General features: G+C 63.8%; 14 protein-coding genes and 3 pseudogenes. 11 read left to right on the plus strand and 6 right to left on the minus strand.

The annotated features are described in order from the left end of the window. Positions 1-59: 59 nt before the first annotated feature. Entirely contained in the window at positions 60-686 is a 627-nt protein-coding gene (locus tag ACHMXE_RS07370) for a helix-turn-helix domain-containing protein (protein WP_395345185.1), read from the plus strand. Positions 687-846: 160 nt separating this feature from the next. Here the strand turns inward: ACHMXE_RS07370 and ACHMXE_RS07375 are convergent, their stop codons facing one another. The 6 genes and pseudogenes from ACHMXE_RS07375 to ACHMXE_RS07400 form a co-directional block, all read right to left on the minus strand. Then, on the minus strand, positions 847-2,637 hold the full coding sequence (locus ACHMXE_RS07375) for an acyl-CoA dehydrogenase (protein ID WP_395345187.1): 1,791 nt from the start codon (positions 2,635-2,637) through the stop codon (positions 847-849). A 108-nt stretch (positions 2,638-2,745) separates the two neighbouring features. Then, the gene (locus tag ACHMXE_RS07380) at positions 2,746-3,285 is read right to left on the minus strand and encodes a MarR family winged helix-turn-helix transcriptional regulator (RefSeq protein WP_203208423.1); all 540 of its coding nucleotides are present in this window, start codon (positions 3,283-3,285) and stop codon (positions 2,746-2,748) included. A gap of 82 nt (positions 3,286-3,367) precedes the next feature. Next, complete coding sequence (locus ACHMXE_RS07385) at positions 3,368-4,174, minus strand: alpha/beta fold hydrolase (RefSeq protein WP_203208057.1); 807 nt, start codon at positions 4,172-4,174, stop codon at positions 3,368-3,370. Positions 4,175-4,290: 116 nt separating this feature from the next. Then, positions 4,291-5,469: a 2Fe-2S iron-sulfur cluster-binding protein gene (locus ACHMXE_RS07390; protein WP_395347458.1), complete on the minus strand. Its 1,179-nt coding sequence runs from the start codon at positions 5,467-5,469 to the stop codon at positions 4,291-4,293. A 65-nt stretch (positions 5,470-5,534) separates the two neighbouring features. Then, positions 5,535-6,387 (minus strand): annotated as a pseudogene (locus tag ACHMXE_RS07395) (FAD binding domain-containing protein). After that, positions 6,384-8,766 (minus strand): annotated as a pseudogene (locus tag ACHMXE_RS07400) (xanthine dehydrogenase family protein molybdopterin-binding subunit). The pseudogenes ACHMXE_RS07395 and ACHMXE_RS07400 overlap by 4 nt, the downstream one beginning before the upstream one ends. A gap of 499 nt (positions 8,767-9,265) precedes the next feature. Here ACHMXE_RS07400 and ACHMXE_RS07405 point away from each other — a divergent pair. From ACHMXE_RS07405 to ACHMXE_RS07450, 10 genes and pseudogenes are all read left to right on the plus strand, one after another. Next, positions 9,266-9,583 carry a non-heme iron oxygenase ferredoxin subunit gene (locus tag ACHMXE_RS07405; RefSeq protein ID WP_395345189.1) on the plus strand — a complete coding sequence of 106 codons (318 nt, stop codon included), beginning with the start codon at positions 9,266-9,268 and terminating at the stop codon, positions 9,581-9,583. After that, a complete protein-coding gene (locus tag ACHMXE_RS07410) occupies positions 9,580-10,833 on the plus strand; it encodes an NAD(P)/FAD-dependent oxidoreductase (RefSeq protein ID WP_395345191.1) in 1,254 nt (417 codons plus the stop codon). The genes ACHMXE_RS07405 and ACHMXE_RS07410 overlap by 4 nt, the downstream gene beginning before the upstream one ends. A gap of 27 nt (positions 10,834-10,860) precedes the next feature. After that, on the plus strand, positions 10,861-12,171 hold the full coding sequence (locus tag ACHMXE_RS07415) for a Rieske 2Fe-2S domain-containing protein (RefSeq protein ID WP_203208051.1): 1,311 nt from the start codon (positions 10,861-10,863) through the stop codon (positions 12,169-12,171). After that, complete coding sequence (locus ACHMXE_RS07420) at positions 12,168-12,683, plus strand: nuclear transport factor 2 family protein (RefSeq protein WP_203208050.1); 516 nt, start codon at positions 12,168-12,170, stop codon at positions 12,681-12,683. Before ACHMXE_RS07415 ends, ACHMXE_RS07420 begins: the two co-directional genes overlap by 4 nt. A 17-nt stretch (positions 12,684-12,700) precedes the next feature. Further along, a pseudogene (locus ACHMXE_RS07425) lies at positions 12,701-13,697 on the plus strand (amidohydrolase family protein). Positions 13,698-13,720: 23 nt separating this feature from the next. Further along, a complete protein-coding gene (locus ACHMXE_RS07430) occupies positions 13,721-14,764 on the plus strand; it encodes a 2,5-dihydroxypyridine 5,6-dioxygenase (RefSeq protein WP_203208049.1) in 1,044 nt (347 codons plus the stop codon). Next, complete coding sequence (locus tag ACHMXE_RS07435; protein WP_203208048.1) at positions 14,761-15,405, plus strand: isochorismatase family protein; 645 nt, start codon at positions 14,761-14,763, stop codon at positions 15,403-15,405. The genes ACHMXE_RS07430 and ACHMXE_RS07435 overlap by 4 nt, the downstream gene beginning before the upstream one ends. 92 nt (positions 15,406-15,497) lie before the next feature. Further along, on the plus strand, positions 15,498-16,034 hold the full coding sequence (locus tag ACHMXE_RS07440; protein WP_395345194.1) for an ABC transporter substrate-binding protein: 537 nt from the start codon (positions 15,498-15,500) through the stop codon (positions 16,032-16,034). Then, entirely contained in the window at positions 15,931-16,260 is a 330-nt protein-coding gene (locus ACHMXE_RS07445) for an ABC transporter substrate-binding protein (protein ID WP_395345196.1), read from the plus strand. Before ACHMXE_RS07440 ends, ACHMXE_RS07445 begins: the two co-directional genes overlap by 104 nt. Positions 16,261-16,309: 49 nt before the next feature. Next, a complete protein-coding gene (locus ACHMXE_RS07450) occupies positions 16,310-16,678 on the plus strand; it encodes an ABC transporter substrate-binding protein (protein WP_395345198.1) in 369 nt (122 codons plus the stop codon). Positions 16,679-16,686: the final 8 nt, after the last annotated feature.

The raw sequence follows: 16,686 nt of genomic DNA on the forward strand, positions 1-16,686 counted from the left end.
AATTTTTATAGCCAGCGATCCGATTTAAACTTGACGCTGCCCAGCCCCTCGAGCACTACTTGAAACCGCATCTCGAAACGCGTCCATCGGCGGCGCCCACGACGGTCACGCTGGACCGCGTGACATTCGGCAAGCGTCTGCGCTTGGCGCGCAAGCAGTTCGGGTGGACCCTGCAAAAGGTGTCTGATCTGTCTGGCGTCTCCATCCCCACTATCTCGCGCGCTGAACGCGGTCAACTGGCCTTGGGTTACGACAACATCTCGGCGTTGGCGCAGGCGCTGAACATAGACATGGGCACGCTCTTCGCGGAGGACGGCAAACAGCAGGGCCCGCTGGCCGAACCGGTGCTCACGCGTGCAAGCGAAGGCGTGAGCTACAAAGGTCTAAACGTGTCCTACGAGTTTCTGGGTGCCACAGCACTAGGGAAGACTATGCGACCAGTTTTGGCCACCATCCATGCCCGCAGCATCGACGGGCCGGACGATTTCGCTCGACACGATGGCGAAGAATTCGTCTATGCACTGCGCGGAGAGGTCGACGTTCATTTCGAAAACGGTCGTTGCATCCAACTCGCCCGAGGTGATTCGCTCTACTTTGACAGTCGAATCGGGCATACCTATGTCAGTACGGGCCGTCACTTGGCTCGGTTGATCGTGGTCATGACCGAAAACTACCCCAGCCATTGAGCGCTGAGCCCGTCTCGCGCCGGCGAACAGCGGCGCCGGCGGCGCAGTGCCATAGCAAAGTGGATGGTGGGGTGGGTGACATGCCACCACAAGCCTCGATACAGCCCCATACAGCGCCGTCTTCATAGACGCTGCCTCGAACGAAGCTGTCTGCAAGTCATCAGTAGGCCTCGAGCGCCAGCGCGTTCACGCTCTCGGCGCCGTCGACGATGCTGTCGCGCAGGCCCGGCGCCTTCGCGAGGATGTGCTCGGCATAGAACCGCGCCGTGGTGATCTTGGCCTGCATGAAGTCGACGTCGACGTTGTGCGAGGCCTGGTCCTGCGCCACGATCAGCGAACGCGCGAGCTGCCAGCCGGCCACCAGGTTGCCCGCGAGCATCAGGTAGGGCACGCTGCCCGCGAACACCGCATTGGGCGAGGCCTTGGTCTGGCCCGCGAAGAAATCCACCACCTCGACGAAAGCCTCGCGCGCGGCCTTCAGGCGCTTGAGCACGGCCTTGGCGGCGGCGCTGTCGCTCTTCGCGAGCTCGGCCTCGGTCTTCTCGATCTGCGCGGCGATGGCCTTGGCGGTCTGGCCGCCGCCGCGCGCGGTCTTGCGGCCCACGAGGTCGTTGGCCTGGATCGCGGTCGTGCCTTCGTAGATCGTGAGGATCTTCGCGTCGCGGTAGTACTGCGCCGCGCCGGTCTCCTCGATGAAGCCCATGCCGCCATGCACCTGCACGCCCAGCGAGGTCACCTCGAGGCTCATCTCGGTGCTGTAGCCCTTGACCAGCGGCACCATGAATTCGTAGAAGGCCTGGTTCTGCTTGCGCGCGTCGGCATCGGGATGGTGGTGCGCGGCGTCGTAGGCCGCGGCGGCCACGCTGGCCATGGCGCGGCAGCCTTCGGTGTAGGCACGCATGGTCATCAGCATGCGCTTCACGTCGGGGTGATGGATGATCGCCGCGCTCGCATTGATCGAGCCGTCGACCGGGCGGCTCTGCACGCGCTCCCGGGCATAGGCCACCGCATGCTGGTAGGCGCGCTCGGCGATCGCGATGCCCTGCATGCCCACCGCGTAGCGGGCCGAGTTCATCATGATGAACATGTACTCGAGGCCGCGGTTCTCCTGGCCCACGAGATAGCCGACGGCGCCGCCGTGGTCGCCGTACTGCAGCACCGCGGTCGGCGAGGCCTTGATGCCCATCTTGTGCTCGATGCTCACGCAGTGCACGTCGTTGCGCGCGCCAGGCGAACCGTCGGCGTTCAGCAGGAACTTCGGCACCACGAACAGGCTGATTCCCTTCACTCCCTCGGGCGCGCCGCTCACGCGCGCCAGCACGAGGTGCACGATGTTCTCGGCCATGTCGTGCTCACCGTAGGTGATGAAGATCTTGGTGCCGAAGACCTTGTAGCTGCCGTCGGGCTGCGGCTCGGCGCGGCTGCGCACCAGCGCGAGGTCGCTGCCGGCCTGCGGCTCGGTGAGGTTCATCGTGCCGGTCCACTGGCCGCTCACGAGCTTCTCGAGGTAGGTGGCCTTGAGCTCGTCGGAGCCCGCGGTCAGCAGCGCCTCGATGGCGCCGTCGCTGAGCAGCGGGCACAGCGCGAAGCTCATGTTGGCCGAATTGAGCATCTCGCCGCAGGCGGCGCCGATGGTCTTGGGCAGGCCCTGGCCGCCGAAGTCGGCCGGATGCTGCAGGCCCTGCCAGCCGCCCGACACGTACTGCGCGAAGGCGTCCTTGAAGCCGGCCGTGGTCGTGACCTCGCCGTCCTTGAACGACGAGGGATTGCGGTCGCCCGCGACGTTGAGCGGCGCGATCACGTCCTGGTTGAAGCGCGCGCATTCCTCGAGCACGGCCTGCGCGGTCTCGAGGCCGGCGTCCTCGAAGCCGGGCAGCCTGGCAATCTCGCCGATGTTGGCCAGGTGCTCGATGTCGAACAGCATGTCCTTGAGGGGGGCGGTGTAGCTCATCTCGATCTTGCTTCTTGCAGCAATTCCAAAGTAGTCGGGAAATACGGCTGGGCCCAACAGAAGGCACCGGCCGGGCGGCAGGAGGCCACTCGGTATGAACCTGAAGGACTAGCCTTGCTTGTCCATCTTTTCGTGTGCATCCACGAGTTGGACCAGCAGTTTCATGAAGACAGCGCGATCTTCTGGGGACAGCGGCTGGATCAACAGCTCCTGAGATCGGTGGATGCTTTCCTGTAGGTCGTTGATCAGTTTCAGGCCGTCCTTGGTAATCACCGAAAGCCTCGAGCGCCGGTCGTCGGGGTTGACGCGCGTTTCGACGAGTCCCTTGTCGCCCAGGCGTTTGAGCACTTCCGCCGTCGTCGTCCGGTCCAGGGAAAGCTCCCTGCCGATGGCCTTTTGATCAAGCCAGGGATTCATCGACAGCGCCGTCAACATGCCGACCTGCAGCGGCGTGATGCTCTCTGACTTGCACAGGTCGAAGAAGAGTGCTTGGCCGATCTGGGTCAAGCGACGAATCAGGAAGCCCGGACGCCGCCACATCACTTCGCGCAGCGGATTGAAAGGCTCGGGGCCAGGGGGCTTGGCCGCTTGCACCTCCGTCACGCTGCCTGTGTTCTTCTTTCGGGCCGGAGAACGCTTCGTCATCATCTCGAGATCGCCAATAGTGTCAGCCGACGAGTGTATCGGCTCCTCCCTGTGCGAATAGAATGCCAATCTGCCTCCGGGCCCGCTACAGCAGGTCGACCTTCAGAAACTCGCCCAGCTGGCGATGAAAGTCTGCCTCGTCGTCCCAGGGGATCATGTGGCCGGCGCCAGGCACCGTGCAATGGGACAAGCCAGGCGCGAGTGCTTCAAGCTCTGCCAAGTCTTCCGCAAGTACCACACCACCTCGACCTGCCGTCATGAGAAGTCCGGGCGTCCGCAACTTGGCAAGGTCGGTGTGGATGTCGTCGCTATGAAAACCGGCATGCGCCTGCACGATGGCTTCCTCGCTGCAGGTATGCAGCCACTCAGCTCGCAGTTGCAGCTGTTCGTCCGTCCAGGTCGGCGCATAGGGCCGAAGTTCTTCTGCCGTGACGCCCTTGATGGCCATCCGAATCGATTCCAGATACCAAGGCAGTGGCACGGGATACGGGCGGCGGCCGGGACCGGAGACTGGGGGGTCCACCAGCAGCAGCCTGTCGATACGTCGGGCGTCGCGCGCAGCCGCCCGAATCGCAACGCGCGCGCCCATCGAATGGCCCAGCAGCGTCACGGAAGACCATGCTTGAACCCCCAACAGCTCGAGCACGTCGGTCACCATGGCATCGAGACTCGCGTCCATGCCGGGCGCGCTCGAGGACAAGCCGCGTCCCCGAAAGTCCAGGACATGGACGTCGAAGTGGCGAGCCAGTCGCTCGGCGACGAAGCCCCAGGTGATCGCGGGGCTCGTGATGCCCGGCAGCAGGAGCATGCGCGGGCCCTGCCCACCATAGCGCAGCAGGTGCAGCCGCACCCCGTTCGCACGTACGTGATAGCCATGAAGAAGGGAACTCATTGCGACTCCGAGCTGTTCCATACACAGTCGCTCTCGCTCCCGGCTGGTGTTGAAGATTGCATCGATGAAAAAACCTGTCCGTTGCGCCGGGCTTGTGAAACCCGGCGTGGCGCGTATCAAGGCCGCGGCGGTTTTCCCAACCAGCCGCGGATGCGGTTCCAGAGCACGCTCCACATCATTGCCGCCATGGACACGGTGGGCTGCGGCTCGTTGGTCGACACCGCCTGCCCGCCCAGTCTGCGGGTGATCTGTTTTCCAAAGTCCGCCACCATGCGGCGCACGAAATCCTTCACAAGGCCAGAGCGGGAAAATTGCGCGAGCGGCCCCTGCAGCGCGTAGATCATGTCCACGTGCACCCGGGTGTTGTCGACCGACAGCGCCTCGAGCCGATAGCTGATGTCGCCCTGGGTACGCGATTTGCTCAAGCTGTCCTGGCCCGCGCCCCGGAGGACGGCACGCTTGGCTGCGTCGTCACGCTCCAGCCGAGCAGCACCCGCGAAAGCCGCCGACATCGGGCCGAACTTGATGGCGATGGTGCCCTTGACTCTTTCGCCCTCATGCGAGTCGATGGTTGCGCCCGGCAGGCATGAAGCCACGGCGGGCAAGTCGCCCATGAATTCCCACACCCGATCGACCGGATACGGCACGTCGAAATGGACGTCAATCGCGTTGCCCTTCGCCTTGGCCTTGGCCATCGCCACCGGATCGACTTCCGCCATATCCGCAGCAGCGCTCGATGCGGACGCGGCCGACTTGCTGCTCGATGGAGCGGAGTTCGAAGTGGACGGGGAGGCCGATCCGACTGGCGCCACCGCGGCGACACGCGTCATCGCGACCGATCGCGGGGCGGTCAATCGTTGCCGCAGTTGCTCGAACTGTGCGTCGGGGCTGACCCGCTGCTGCTGCAAGACGTCCAGGATGGCGTCCACAATGCCTTGGTAGCCCGTGCAACGGCACAGGTTCCCGGAGAGCTCAAGACGCACGCACGCCTCATCGGCCTCGGGCAGGCGAAGCACGATGTCGCGCGCCGTGGTAAGCATTCCCGGCGTGCAAAAGCCGCACTGCAGTGCGTGGTGGTGCGTGAACGCCTGCCGCAGCCGTCGCATGACCGCGTCATCTTCATAGCCTTCGATGGTGGTGATTTCACGGCCTTCGCAGGCCACGGCGAAGGTGATGCACGAGCGCGTGGGCTGGCCGTCAACGAGCACCGTGCAGGCGCCGCAGACGCCGTGTTCGCAGCCGAGGTGCGTTCCTGTCAGGTGTAGTTCGTCACGCAGGAAGTCGCCAAGGTGCATTCTCGGCTCGGCCTGCCGGCTGAAGCTGCGGCCGTTCACTTGAATGGAAATGGGGTCCAAGTCTCTTACTCCGCTTGTTTTGGGCCGGCAAAGATGCCGGACTGATCGAGTGCGCGCTCCAGGCAGGCCGTGAAGAGTTTCCGGTCGATGGCGTCGCGTTCGGGGAGTGCCGCATGCACGGCCGCGCGCAATGCCTCGCGTCCCGCCACGACCGTGCCCTTGAGCGCGATCTCCGCGGCCAACGTGTGCAGCAGCAGGGGAGGGCCATCGACGGCTCCCAGCACGATCCGGGCACACTTTCGCGAAGCATCGAAATAGACCGCCGCACTGGCTTCTGCAAACTCGCCCCGGCTTGCGGCAGACCTTGTGGTATCCCCAATGCGTGGTGGGGGTTTGCGAAGGCACCGAGATGGCGACAATGAGTTCATCGGGCTCGAGCACGGTCGTGTAGGCGCCGAGCATGAACGCGTCGGCCTCGGCTGCGCGCTCGCCTCTCGGCGATCTGATTGCTACGCGAGCGCCGAGTGCCGCGAGGGTCACGACCCAGTCGGCCGCAGGATCGGCATGCGCCAGACTGCCGCCCAAGGTACCTCGAGTGCGAATCGCGCGATAGGCGATTCCGCGCGCGACTTGGCGCATGGGATGATCAGTCAGCGGCGCGTGGACGCCGTCCTCGATCTCGGCATGGGTGACGGCAGCACCGATCTCGACCCAGTCGGCTTTGCGGGTTACCGCGCGCAAGCCGGGAATGTGTGCGACGTCGACCACCTGTGCGGGCCGCGCCAGCCTCAGGTTGAGCATCGGTCCGAGCGACTGGCTTCCGCTCATTGCCTTTGCGGCGCCGGCGCCGGCGGCCAGCGTCGCGATTGCCTCATCCACCTCGAGGACGCGCGCGTACGCGAATTTCGGCGCTTTCATCGTGCGTGCTCCTGCTCGCGCTTCGCACCTTCGAGTGCCGTGAGCAGGCGGCGTGGTGTCAACGGCGTCATCAGCACCTCGGCGGCACCTGTGCCCCGCAGGGCATCGTTCACGGCATTGAAGATCACGGCCGGCGGTGCGATCGCGCCGCCTTCGCCCACGCCCTTGGCACCGAATTCGGTGTGCGGTGAAGGTGTCTCGAAGTGTTCTATCCGGATGCGTGGCACTTCCGTGGCGCCCGGCAGGATGTAGTCAGCCAAGGTGGAAGCAAGCGGCTGGCCTTGGTCGTCGTACGGGCTCTCCTCGTACATGGCGGTGCCGATGCCCTGCGCGATGCCGCCGATGGTCTGCCCTTCCACGATCATCGGATTGACCATGGTTCCGCAGTCTTCGACGACGACGTAGTCGAGGATCTCGACTTCGCCGGTTTCGGTGTCGACGGCCACCACCACTGCGTGCGTCGCATAGGTGAAGGTGCCGGTATCAACGTTGGGTTTGTACGCCCGCGACACCTCCAGACCACCGAGATGAACGTTGGCAGGCAGATCTTGCGGCGTGAGGTACCACGCGCCACCGACGTCCGACAGCGGGATTGACTTGTCGCCGGCCACGGCGCGACCCTCGATCAACGCGACGGTCGGTGCATCCACGCCCATGAGGTAGCCCGCGATCGACTGGAGGCGGGGCAGGAGTTCCTTGCACGCGACCGAGATGGCCCCTCCTGACATGACCGTGGCGCGCGAGGCGTAGGTGCCCGAGGAGAACGGGGTCAGCGCGGTGTCTCCATGCACCACCCGGATTCTGGCCACCGGGATGCCGAGCACGTCGTTGGCGATCTGCGCGAAGCTGGTCTCCATGCCCTGGCCATGCGAGTGCACGCCGACACGCACTTCGAGTCCGCCGTCAGCTGTCATTCTGACGACTGCCTGGTCGAAGCCGGGTACCACTGGCAGGCCCCAATTGGCGAACACCGTCGTGCCGTGGGCAGACTGCTCGGTATAGGTGGCCGTGCCGAAGCCGATGAGACGGCCGTCCGGCTCACCGCGCGCCTGGCGCTCGCGTACCGCGTCCAGTCCGATCATCTCCACGGCGCGGCGCAGGCTTGCAGGGAAGTCGCCGCTGTCGAAGTGCTTGTTGGCGACGTTGACATAGGGCATAGCAGCCGCCGGCACGAGATTCTCCATCCGCACTTCCCATGGCTCGCGCCCCACTTCACGCGCCACCGCATCCATGAGGAGTTCGATGGCAAAGCAGACACCCGTGCGCGCGACGCCGCGATAGGCCATGAACCCGGGCTTGTTGGTCGCGACGCAGAGGGTCTCGCATCGATAGCCTCGAAAGGTGTAGGGGCCGGGTAGATTGCCGATCGCCTGTCCTGGCTCCAGGCCGACGAAGAAGGGATAGTAGGAATATGCGCCGCCGTCGATGGTGATGACTGCGTCCAGCGCCAGGAGCTTGCCGGTGCGGTCCGCATAGGCGGTGAGCTGATAGTGATGCTGCCCGCGTGTTGGCGCCGACGATCAGGTGCTCGCGTCGATCTTCGAGGTAGCGAAACGGTGTGCGGTACGTCTTGGCGAGCCAGGCAACGCACAGGTCTTCAGGGTAGAGCTGACCCTTGTAGCCGAAGGCGCCCCCGACGTCCGGTGACACGACGCGTACGGCCTCTTCGTTCATCGAGAGGTGCTGGGCGATCCCCACACGCAGCAGATGCGGAACCTGGGTCGCACTGACGACCACGAGTTGATCAGTCTGGAAGTCCCAGTAGGCGAGCACCGACTTGCCCTCCAGCGGGACGATGCACTGACGCGACAGCTCGACCGTGCGGCTGACCTTCACCTCGGCCTTCGCGGCAAGCTCCTCGAAGTCGCGATTGGCCCGCAGCGTGAGAAACACGTTGTCCTTCCATTCGGGATGCATGAACTCTTTCGTGGCGGCGAGGGCGGACTCAGCGCTGTGGTAGACGGGCAGTTCGTCATACGAGACCTCCACCTCCTCCAGCAGGTCTTCCGCCATGGCGCGCGTCGGGGCAACCGCCATCGCGATGGCCTCGCCGACATGGCGAACCTTGCCGGAGGCCAGTGGCGGCAATGCCGAGTACTGGTAGGTGGGCAGCGAAGACGGCGAGCCTATGTCTGCCGCGTCGGACATCATTTCCCGCAGGAACACCTTCCCGGCCAGCGTCTCGGGAACCTCGACGCCGGTGACGACGGCATGGGCCAGTGAGCTCCGCAGGAAGGCAACCTCCTGTAGGCCCGGCAGCACGAAGTCGCCGACGAAGTTGCCCTTGCCCACCAGATGACGCGCGTCTTCCTTGCGCGGGACTCTGGCACCGATGCCTTCGCGCTTTAACAGACGCGCGGGGATGTCTGCGTGGTCCATCAGTTTTCTTCTCCTTCCGATTTCCATGTGCCGAGCTGTACCGGTTGTGCAGCGTCTGACACGCGAGATACGAACCAGCCAAATCGATCGCGCCCAAGCATCCCAGCCACGTTCCCCACAAAGGGACGGCATCAAAGCTACTTCACACGCCGTTCAGCGCTTGGATCGAGAGGCCGGCTCGCACGCGTAGCCCCTCGACTCAAAGTGTTGGTCAGCCCGCTGGCGTTCCGATTAAGTCAGTTAACTGTCATAAGTGTATGCGGCATTGGTTCGCGTGGAAAGATGTTTCTCTCAAGCGCGGTAGACAGTGAGGCGATGTTCCATAAATGGTGCGTTTTACCAATGAGAGCGCCCCGTATCGATGCAAAAAGACAGACTTTGCAAGTCCATCTTGGGGCGTCGGAATTCCGTAGAAACCCGAACAAAAAACTTGGGACAAATCTCCATTTATGTCAGTACACTGACTACTTTTGATGCTCAAGATCGACAGGATCGAACGATGGAATGGATCAAGGTTGCTTCAGCGCAGGAGCTGAGTAACGACGAAGCGAAGACCGTCAACGTCGCGGGCCAGGGCGTCGCGCTTTTTCGTATCGAGGACGAGTTTTTTGCCACCGACGGCATGTGCACGCATGCCACGGCGCTGCTCTCGGAAGGCTACGTGGAGGATGGTTGCGTCGAATGTCCGCTGCACCAGGGCCGCTTCGACATTCGCACGGGCAAGGCGATGTGTGCGCCGGTCACCGTGGATCTGCGCACCCATCCCGTCAAGCGAGAAGGCGACGACATCTATGTGTTGTCGCCCCGGGCCCGATGACGTCGCCAGATGTTCTCATCGTCGGCGCGGGCCAGGCGGCGGCAGTCGCGGCCCGTGCGCTGCGCGAGGGAGGCTTTCGCGGCGGCATCACGATGGTGGGGCGGGAACGCCACAAGCCGTATGAGCGTCCGCCGTTGTCAAAGGCTGTCCTGGTGGCGGCGGAAGAGCCACGTCTCGACGTTCTACCGCAGGAGGTCTGGGCACTCGGCGACATCGACTTGCTGAACGGCAGCGATGCAGTTGACCTGGATGTCGCGAAGCGGCAGATCCGCCTTGCCTCGGGCCAGGTGCTCGCATACGACATGTGCCTTCTTGCTACGGGCGGGGAGCCGAATGCACTGGCATCGGCTCCGGCTGGCCATCCGCATGTGCACTACATGCGCACCCTAGAGGATGCACGCAGGCTGCGCGTTGCCCTTCATGGCAAACCGCAGGTCGCTATTCTGGGAGGTGGTTTCCTCGGCCTCGAAATCGCTCACGCCGCGATGTTCATGGGCGCATCAGTGACCGTGTTCGAACGGGCGACGTCCCTGCTCGATCGCTTCCTGCCCCCCGATGCGTCGATGTGGCTCGAATCCGGGCTGCGCGAAGCCGGCGCACGGTTGCTGTTCGGAGCCTCCCTTGGCGGCATCCACTCACTGCCCGGCGGTCGAATCCGCCTTGCCACGGATACGGGCGATCTGGACGTCGATGAGGTCGTCGTCGCCATCGGTCTCTCGCCCAACGACTCGCTGGCTCGCGATGCAGGGCTGGCGATTGCAGCGGGAGGTGGCGTTTTGGTCGACGCGCTGTGCCGCACCAGCGACGAGCGAGTCTTCGCATGCGGCGATTGCACCAGCCAGCAACGACCCGGACAGGCGGCGCCCATGCGACTGGAATCTTGGCAGAACGCCAACGATCAGGCACGCACTGCCGCAGCCGCCATGCTCGGCGTGCCCATCCCCGTGCCGGCAGTGCCCTGGTTCTGGACCGACCAGGGGAAACACAACATCCAGATGCTTGGATTGCCGGCACTGGATCTCGACTACCTGCGCCGAGGCGATCCGGGCTCAGGCAAGGCGTTATGGATCGGCCATCGCGGCGGCGTTCCGCTCCATGGCGTCGCCTTGAATGCGGGCGCCGATCTGCGCGCCATTCGTCCCCTCTTCGAAAAAAGGCTGCCCGTGCAGCTTGACGACTTCCTGCTGGACGCCACCAACCTGCGCGCCTGGGCCAGGCAGATCCAGGCCGGTGCCGCGGCCATCGTTTAACCACCTCTCAGAGCCAAGGAGCTTTCCATGTATCAATCGCAGGCGGTCATCGGCATCACCAATGCCAGAAAGAACCCGCCCCTGGAGCAGTGCGTCTGGCCCGCCGACGCGCTCAACAACATCCCCGACTGGGTGTACACCAGCCAGGCCATCTATGACCAGGAGATCGAGCGGATCTTCCGTGGAGACACCTGGAACTTCGTGGCCCTGGAAGCCGAAATTCCAAACCCTGGCGACTACAAGCGCGGCTATGTGGGCGCCACGGCGGTGGTGATCGTTCGCGCGGAAGACAACACGATCTCCGTCTTCGAGAACCGCTGCGCCCACCGCGGCGCCGAATTCTGCCGCTCCAGCCACGGGAACGCCAAGGAGTTCGTCTGCCCCTATCACCAGTGGTCTTACGACCTCAAAGGCAATCTGCAGGGCGTTCCATTCAAGCGCGGAATCAACAAGATCGGCGGCATGCCATCGGACTTCAAAAACGCGGAGCACGGGACTCGCCAGTTGCGCGTGGCCACGCGCAACGGCGTGGTGTTCGCCACCTACTCCGACAAGACCCCGCCGCTGGAGGAGTACATGACCAAAGAGATTGTCGAGGAGTTCGACGTTCCCTTCTCGGGCAAGAAGCTCCGGATCCTGGGTTATTGCCGCAACGAGCTTCCGTGCAACTGGAAGATGTACCACGAGAACCTCAAGGATCCGTATCACGCGACGTTGCTGCACTCGTTCCTCGTGGTGTTCGGCCTTCTCGTGCCGGGTATCAAGTCGATCGTGTTCGCAGACAAGGAACATGGACGCCACGGCTACATGGCATCGTCCAAGCCCGACCAGGTCTATGCCACCGTCGCCGCCGACGACAAGGCGGAGATGCGTTCGTTCAGCGACAACCTTCGGCTGCGCGACGAGCGGTTCTTGGACTATGTGCGCGAGTTCGACTCGCCCTGGTCCGCCAACATGATGACCATGTGGCCGAACCTGATTGTGCAGCGCCAGATGAACACGATGGGCGTGCGTCAGATCATCCCGAACGGTCCCAACAGCATGGTGATGCAGTGGACGATGTTCGGCTACGAAGACGACACGCCGGAGATGACCCGGCACCGCCTCCGCCAGGGCAACTTGATGGGTCCGTCGGGTTTCCTCGGCCTTGAGGACAACGAGGCGCTGAAGTTCGTGCAGGAAGGCATCCGCAATTCGTCCTCGGATAACAACGTGGTCAAGCTCGATGCTGGCCACCAGGGCACGGCACGCAACCTGATCTCGGAGTCGTGCATCCGCTCGCTCTACGAGTACTACCGAGGAGTCATGGACATCCGTGTCGCGGAGATGGCAGCATGAAGGAGCAACTCGCCTACACCCGCTCTGTGGTGTTGCCCCGTCGCGCCGCCGAACTGCGGGCGGAGATCGACTCCTTCCATGTCGAGTACTGTGCCGTCCTCGACGCCAACGACGTGGAGCGCTGGCCCGAGTTCTTCAGCAATGAAGCGAAATACCGGATCACCTCGCGTCAGAACGCGCTGCTGAACATGCCCGTTGGCCTCGTCTATTGCGAGGGCCGGGACATGATCACTGATCGCGCGCTCGCCGTGGCGCACTCGCAGATGTTTGCGCCTCGCCACATGCTGCATGTCCTGGGCATTACGCGGGTGCTGCAAGAGACGAGCGACACGATCAGCTCGCAGACACCCTTCATCCTGATGCAGACCCTCGTCGAGGGGCCTTCCACCGTGCATCTCGCCGGCATCTACCACGACCGTTTTGTGCGCGAAGGCGAACGACTGCTCATCGCCAGCCGCGAAGTGGTGCACGACACCGAGATTCTTGACACAGCCCTGGCCTACCCGGTCTGAACCCGATGAAGACAATGATGAATCGAACTCCCAAGATCGCGCTCGAAGAGCACTTCTCCGCCCCTGGCTTCGATGCGTACTCTGCCAAGTACACACGCGCATTGCCAGCCGACTTCGTGGCTCGGCTCGACGCTAGGCTGAGCGACTTCGACGACCAGCGCCTGGCCGAGATGGACGCCGGAAACATCGAGTTCGCCGTGCTGTCGCAGACGATGCCCGGCGTGCAGGCCGAGACGGATGTTGCTTCCGCCGTCCCGGCGCGCACGCGAGAACAACGAGTTCCTCGCCGAGCGCGTGGCGCGCCATCCGAAACGATTCGGCGCCTTTGCCCATGTGGCATTGCAGGACCCGCACGAGGCTGCGCGAGAGCTGGAGCGCACGGTCGTAGAGCACGGCTTCAAGGGTGCGTTGATCAACGGCCATACCCTGGGGCGCTACTACGAGGGCGGCGAATTCGATGTGTTTTGGGAGCGCGCACAGGCGCTTGGCGTGCCCATCTACCTGCATCCCAACGCGTTCAGCCAGCCACCGGCGCTGCTGGAAGGCATGCCGGTGCTCCAGGGAGCCGTCTGGGGATGGGGCGTGGAGACGGCAGGGCACGCCCTGCGCCTGCTGTTCGGCGGGGTGTTCGATCGTTACCCGCGACTGACCCTGTTGCTGGGCCACATGGGCGAGGCCCTGCCATATCAACGCCGGCGCATCGACAGCCGCTTCGCTGCCTATCCCTCGGGCATCAAGTTGGCACGCAAGCCCAGCGAGTACATCGGCAGCAACATCCTGATCACGACATCTGGCGTGTGCTCCGCGCCGGCACTGCTTGGCGCTATTGGCGAGCTCGGTGCGCAAGCCGTGCTCTTCTCCGTGGACTATCCCTACGAGTCCACCGCCGAGGCTTGCACCTTCATTGAAGGGGCGCCGCTCGATGAGCGAACTCGTGCGCTGGTCTGCTACGGCAATGCCCGCCGGCTCTTCAAGCTGGGCAGCCCGCAGGATCTGGCGCTCCTACAGATCTGACACTTTCAAACAAAGGACAAAAAATGCCAGTCAGCGACTATCAAATGGTCAAGGCCTGGGACCAGGTTCTGAAGCTCAGCAAGGTGGAGCGCGGACAGAAGGTCTCGATCCTGTGCGGTCCCCACACCCATCCGCAAACGCTTCAAACCGCCACCATTGCAGCTCAAGCCGCGGGCGCAGTCGTGACCAGGATCGAGCTGCAGCCTATCAACGCGGAGAAGGCCCCGAGCCGCGACCTCATGAACTACCTGGGGGAAACGCCGCTCACCAACAACCCCGTCGCTCTCGCGGCCATGAAGAACAGCGACATCGTCCTGGACTTGATGCTGCTGCTGTTCTCGCCAGAGCAGATGGAGATCCTCGAATCGGGAACGAAGATCCTTCTTGCCGTCGAGCCGCCCGAGGTGCTGGTTCGGGCGGTGCCAACCGAGGCCGACCGCGAACGCGTGCTCGCCGCGTCGAAGCTGCTCAAGGCCGCTAAAAAGATGCACGTGACCTCGCCGGCCGGCACGGACGTGACTTTCAAGCTCGGCGACTTCCCGACCATCTCCGAATACGGTTTCTGCGAAGAGCCCGGGCGCTGGGACCACTGGCCGAGCGGTTTCCTCTTCACTTTCGCCAACGAAGGCGGCAGCGACGGCACCATCGTGATCGACCGCGGTGACATCTTGCTACCGCAGAAGAACTACGTCTCCGACAAGATCACGATGCGTCTGCGCGAAGGCTTCGTGCGCAGCATCGAAGGTGACATCGATGCTGCCTTGCTGCGCGAGTTCATGGAGGCCTACAAGGACCCCGAGGCCTACGCCATCGCGCACATCGGATGGGGGATGCAGCCGCGCTGCTTCTGGCACACGCTGTCCCTGGTGGACCGCGAGGCAACTTCCGGGCAGGACGCGCGTGCGTTCGAAGGCAATTTCCTGTTCTCGCTGGGCCCGAACAACGAAGCCGGGGGAACTCGCACCACGCCTTGCCACCTTGACATCCCATTGCGCAACTGCACGGTGGAGCTCGACGACGTCGTCGTGGTTCGCAACGGCAAGGTCATCGACGAGGCTTTCCAATGAGCACCGCTCCGGACATCTACAAGCAGCAGGGCTTCGGCCATGTCCTCACGCCGAAGGCGCCGTATGGCGTGCTGATCATCGACTTCGTCAACGGATTCGCCGACCCGCTCACGTTCGGCGGCGGCAACATCGAGCCAGCCATCGAATGCACGCGGGGCCTGCTGGATGTGGCACGCGCGCGTCGATGGCCGATCGCCCACACGCGCGTCGTGTACCAGGACGATGGAGCCGACGCCAACATCTTCGCGCTCAAGGTGCCGCCCATCCTCGCCCTGCGGGAGGACGCGCCGCAAAGCCAGATCGTTCCGCAACTGCAGCCCTGCAACGGTGAACTCGTGCTGCGCAAGATCCACCCGTCGGCGTTCTTCGGGACTTCACTGGCTTCCTGGTTTTCCCAGCGCGGGGTGCAGACTTTGCTGATCGCGGGATGCACAACCAGCGGGTGTGTCCGTGCCAGCGTGGTCGATGCCATGTGCCACGGTTTTCGTCCTCTCGTCGTCACAGATTGCGTGGGCGACCGGTCACTGCGGGCGCACGAAGCCAATCTGTTCGACATGCAACAGAAGTACGCGACGTTGATGTCCCGCGACGACGCCCTGCAGGCGACTGCAGCAGCGCAGTCGCACGCCGAGCCGCCCTGAAGCCGGCCCGCGCCCCACGATTCCCGTCCCCACCTCTTGTCAATACCCGGGCGCATGGCTCGCCAGCGACCCGCACCACCCTGGAGAAGAACATGACCCTCAAACTCATGGCCGCGATGGCGGTCTCACTCGCGACGTTCGCCTTCCAAAGCCGCGCCGATGTCATCAAGGTGGGTGTGATCGCCCCCATGTCCGGACCGTTCTCAGCGGTCGGGCAGACCTGGGAGGGCGCCACCAAGGCCTACCAAAAGCTCAACGGCACCACTGCGGGCGGACACACGATCGAGGTGATCTACCGCGACCTGCCGGAGATCAATCCCGCGCAGGCCAAGGCACTGGCGCAGGAACTCATCATCAAGGAAGGCGCGCAGTACATCGCGGGCTTGTATTTCACGCCCGATACGCTGGCTGTCGCCGCGCTTGCGCAGGAGGCGAAGGTGCCCGTCGTGATCTTCAATGCGTCGACCTCGTCGCTTCTTGAAAAGTCCGACTACCCTCTTGCGGACCTCGTACACGCTGCCGCAGATGGCCGTGCCGGTGGCCAAGTACGCGCTCGAGAAGAACGTCAAGAACGTCGTATCCCTGGTCAGCGACTTCGGTCCCGGCCTCGACGCCGAGAAAGCCTTTAACACCGCTTTCGTTGCCGGCGGGGGCAAGGTGCTTGAAGCAATCCGTGCGCCGCTGAAGACGACGGACTTCGGCCCCCTGATGCAGCGCGTGAAAGCACTCAAGCCGGACGCGCTCTATGTCTTCGGTCCGGGCGGGCCGGCCACCTATGCGATGGTCAAGGCCTACAACGAAGCGGGGTTGAGAGCTGCGGGCGTGCGCTTCCTGGGGCACGGGCGAGACGGATGAGGACCAGCTGCGCGCGATCGGCCCCGAGCTGCTGGGAATCGAAACCGGTATGTTCTATTCGGCGACGCACAACTCGCCGCTGAACAAGGCCGCCGTCAATGCCCTGGCTGAGGTTACGCCCAAGGCCATTCCGACCGTCCAGCTCGCGAACGCGTTCGACGGCCTGCATGTGATCTATCACATGGTCAAGGCGACGGACGGCAAGCGCGACGGGCCCAAGGCCATGGCCGCCGCCAAGGGATTTTCCTGGGAAAGCCCGCGTGGCCCGGTGAAGATCGATCCGGCCTCCCGCGAGTTTGTGCAGAACGTCTACATGCGAGTGGTGGAAAAGGATGCGGCCGGACGCTTCGTCAATCGTGAGTTCCGCACGTTCGAGATGCAGCCCGACTACGGCCGCATCCAGAATGCGACCAAGTAGTGCGGAGG

Source organism: Variovorax sp. UC122_21 (assembly GCF_044056785.1).
In the GTDB taxonomy this organism is placed as follows: Bacteria; Pseudomonadota; Gammaproteobacteria; order Burkholderiales; family Burkholderiaceae_C; genus Variovorax.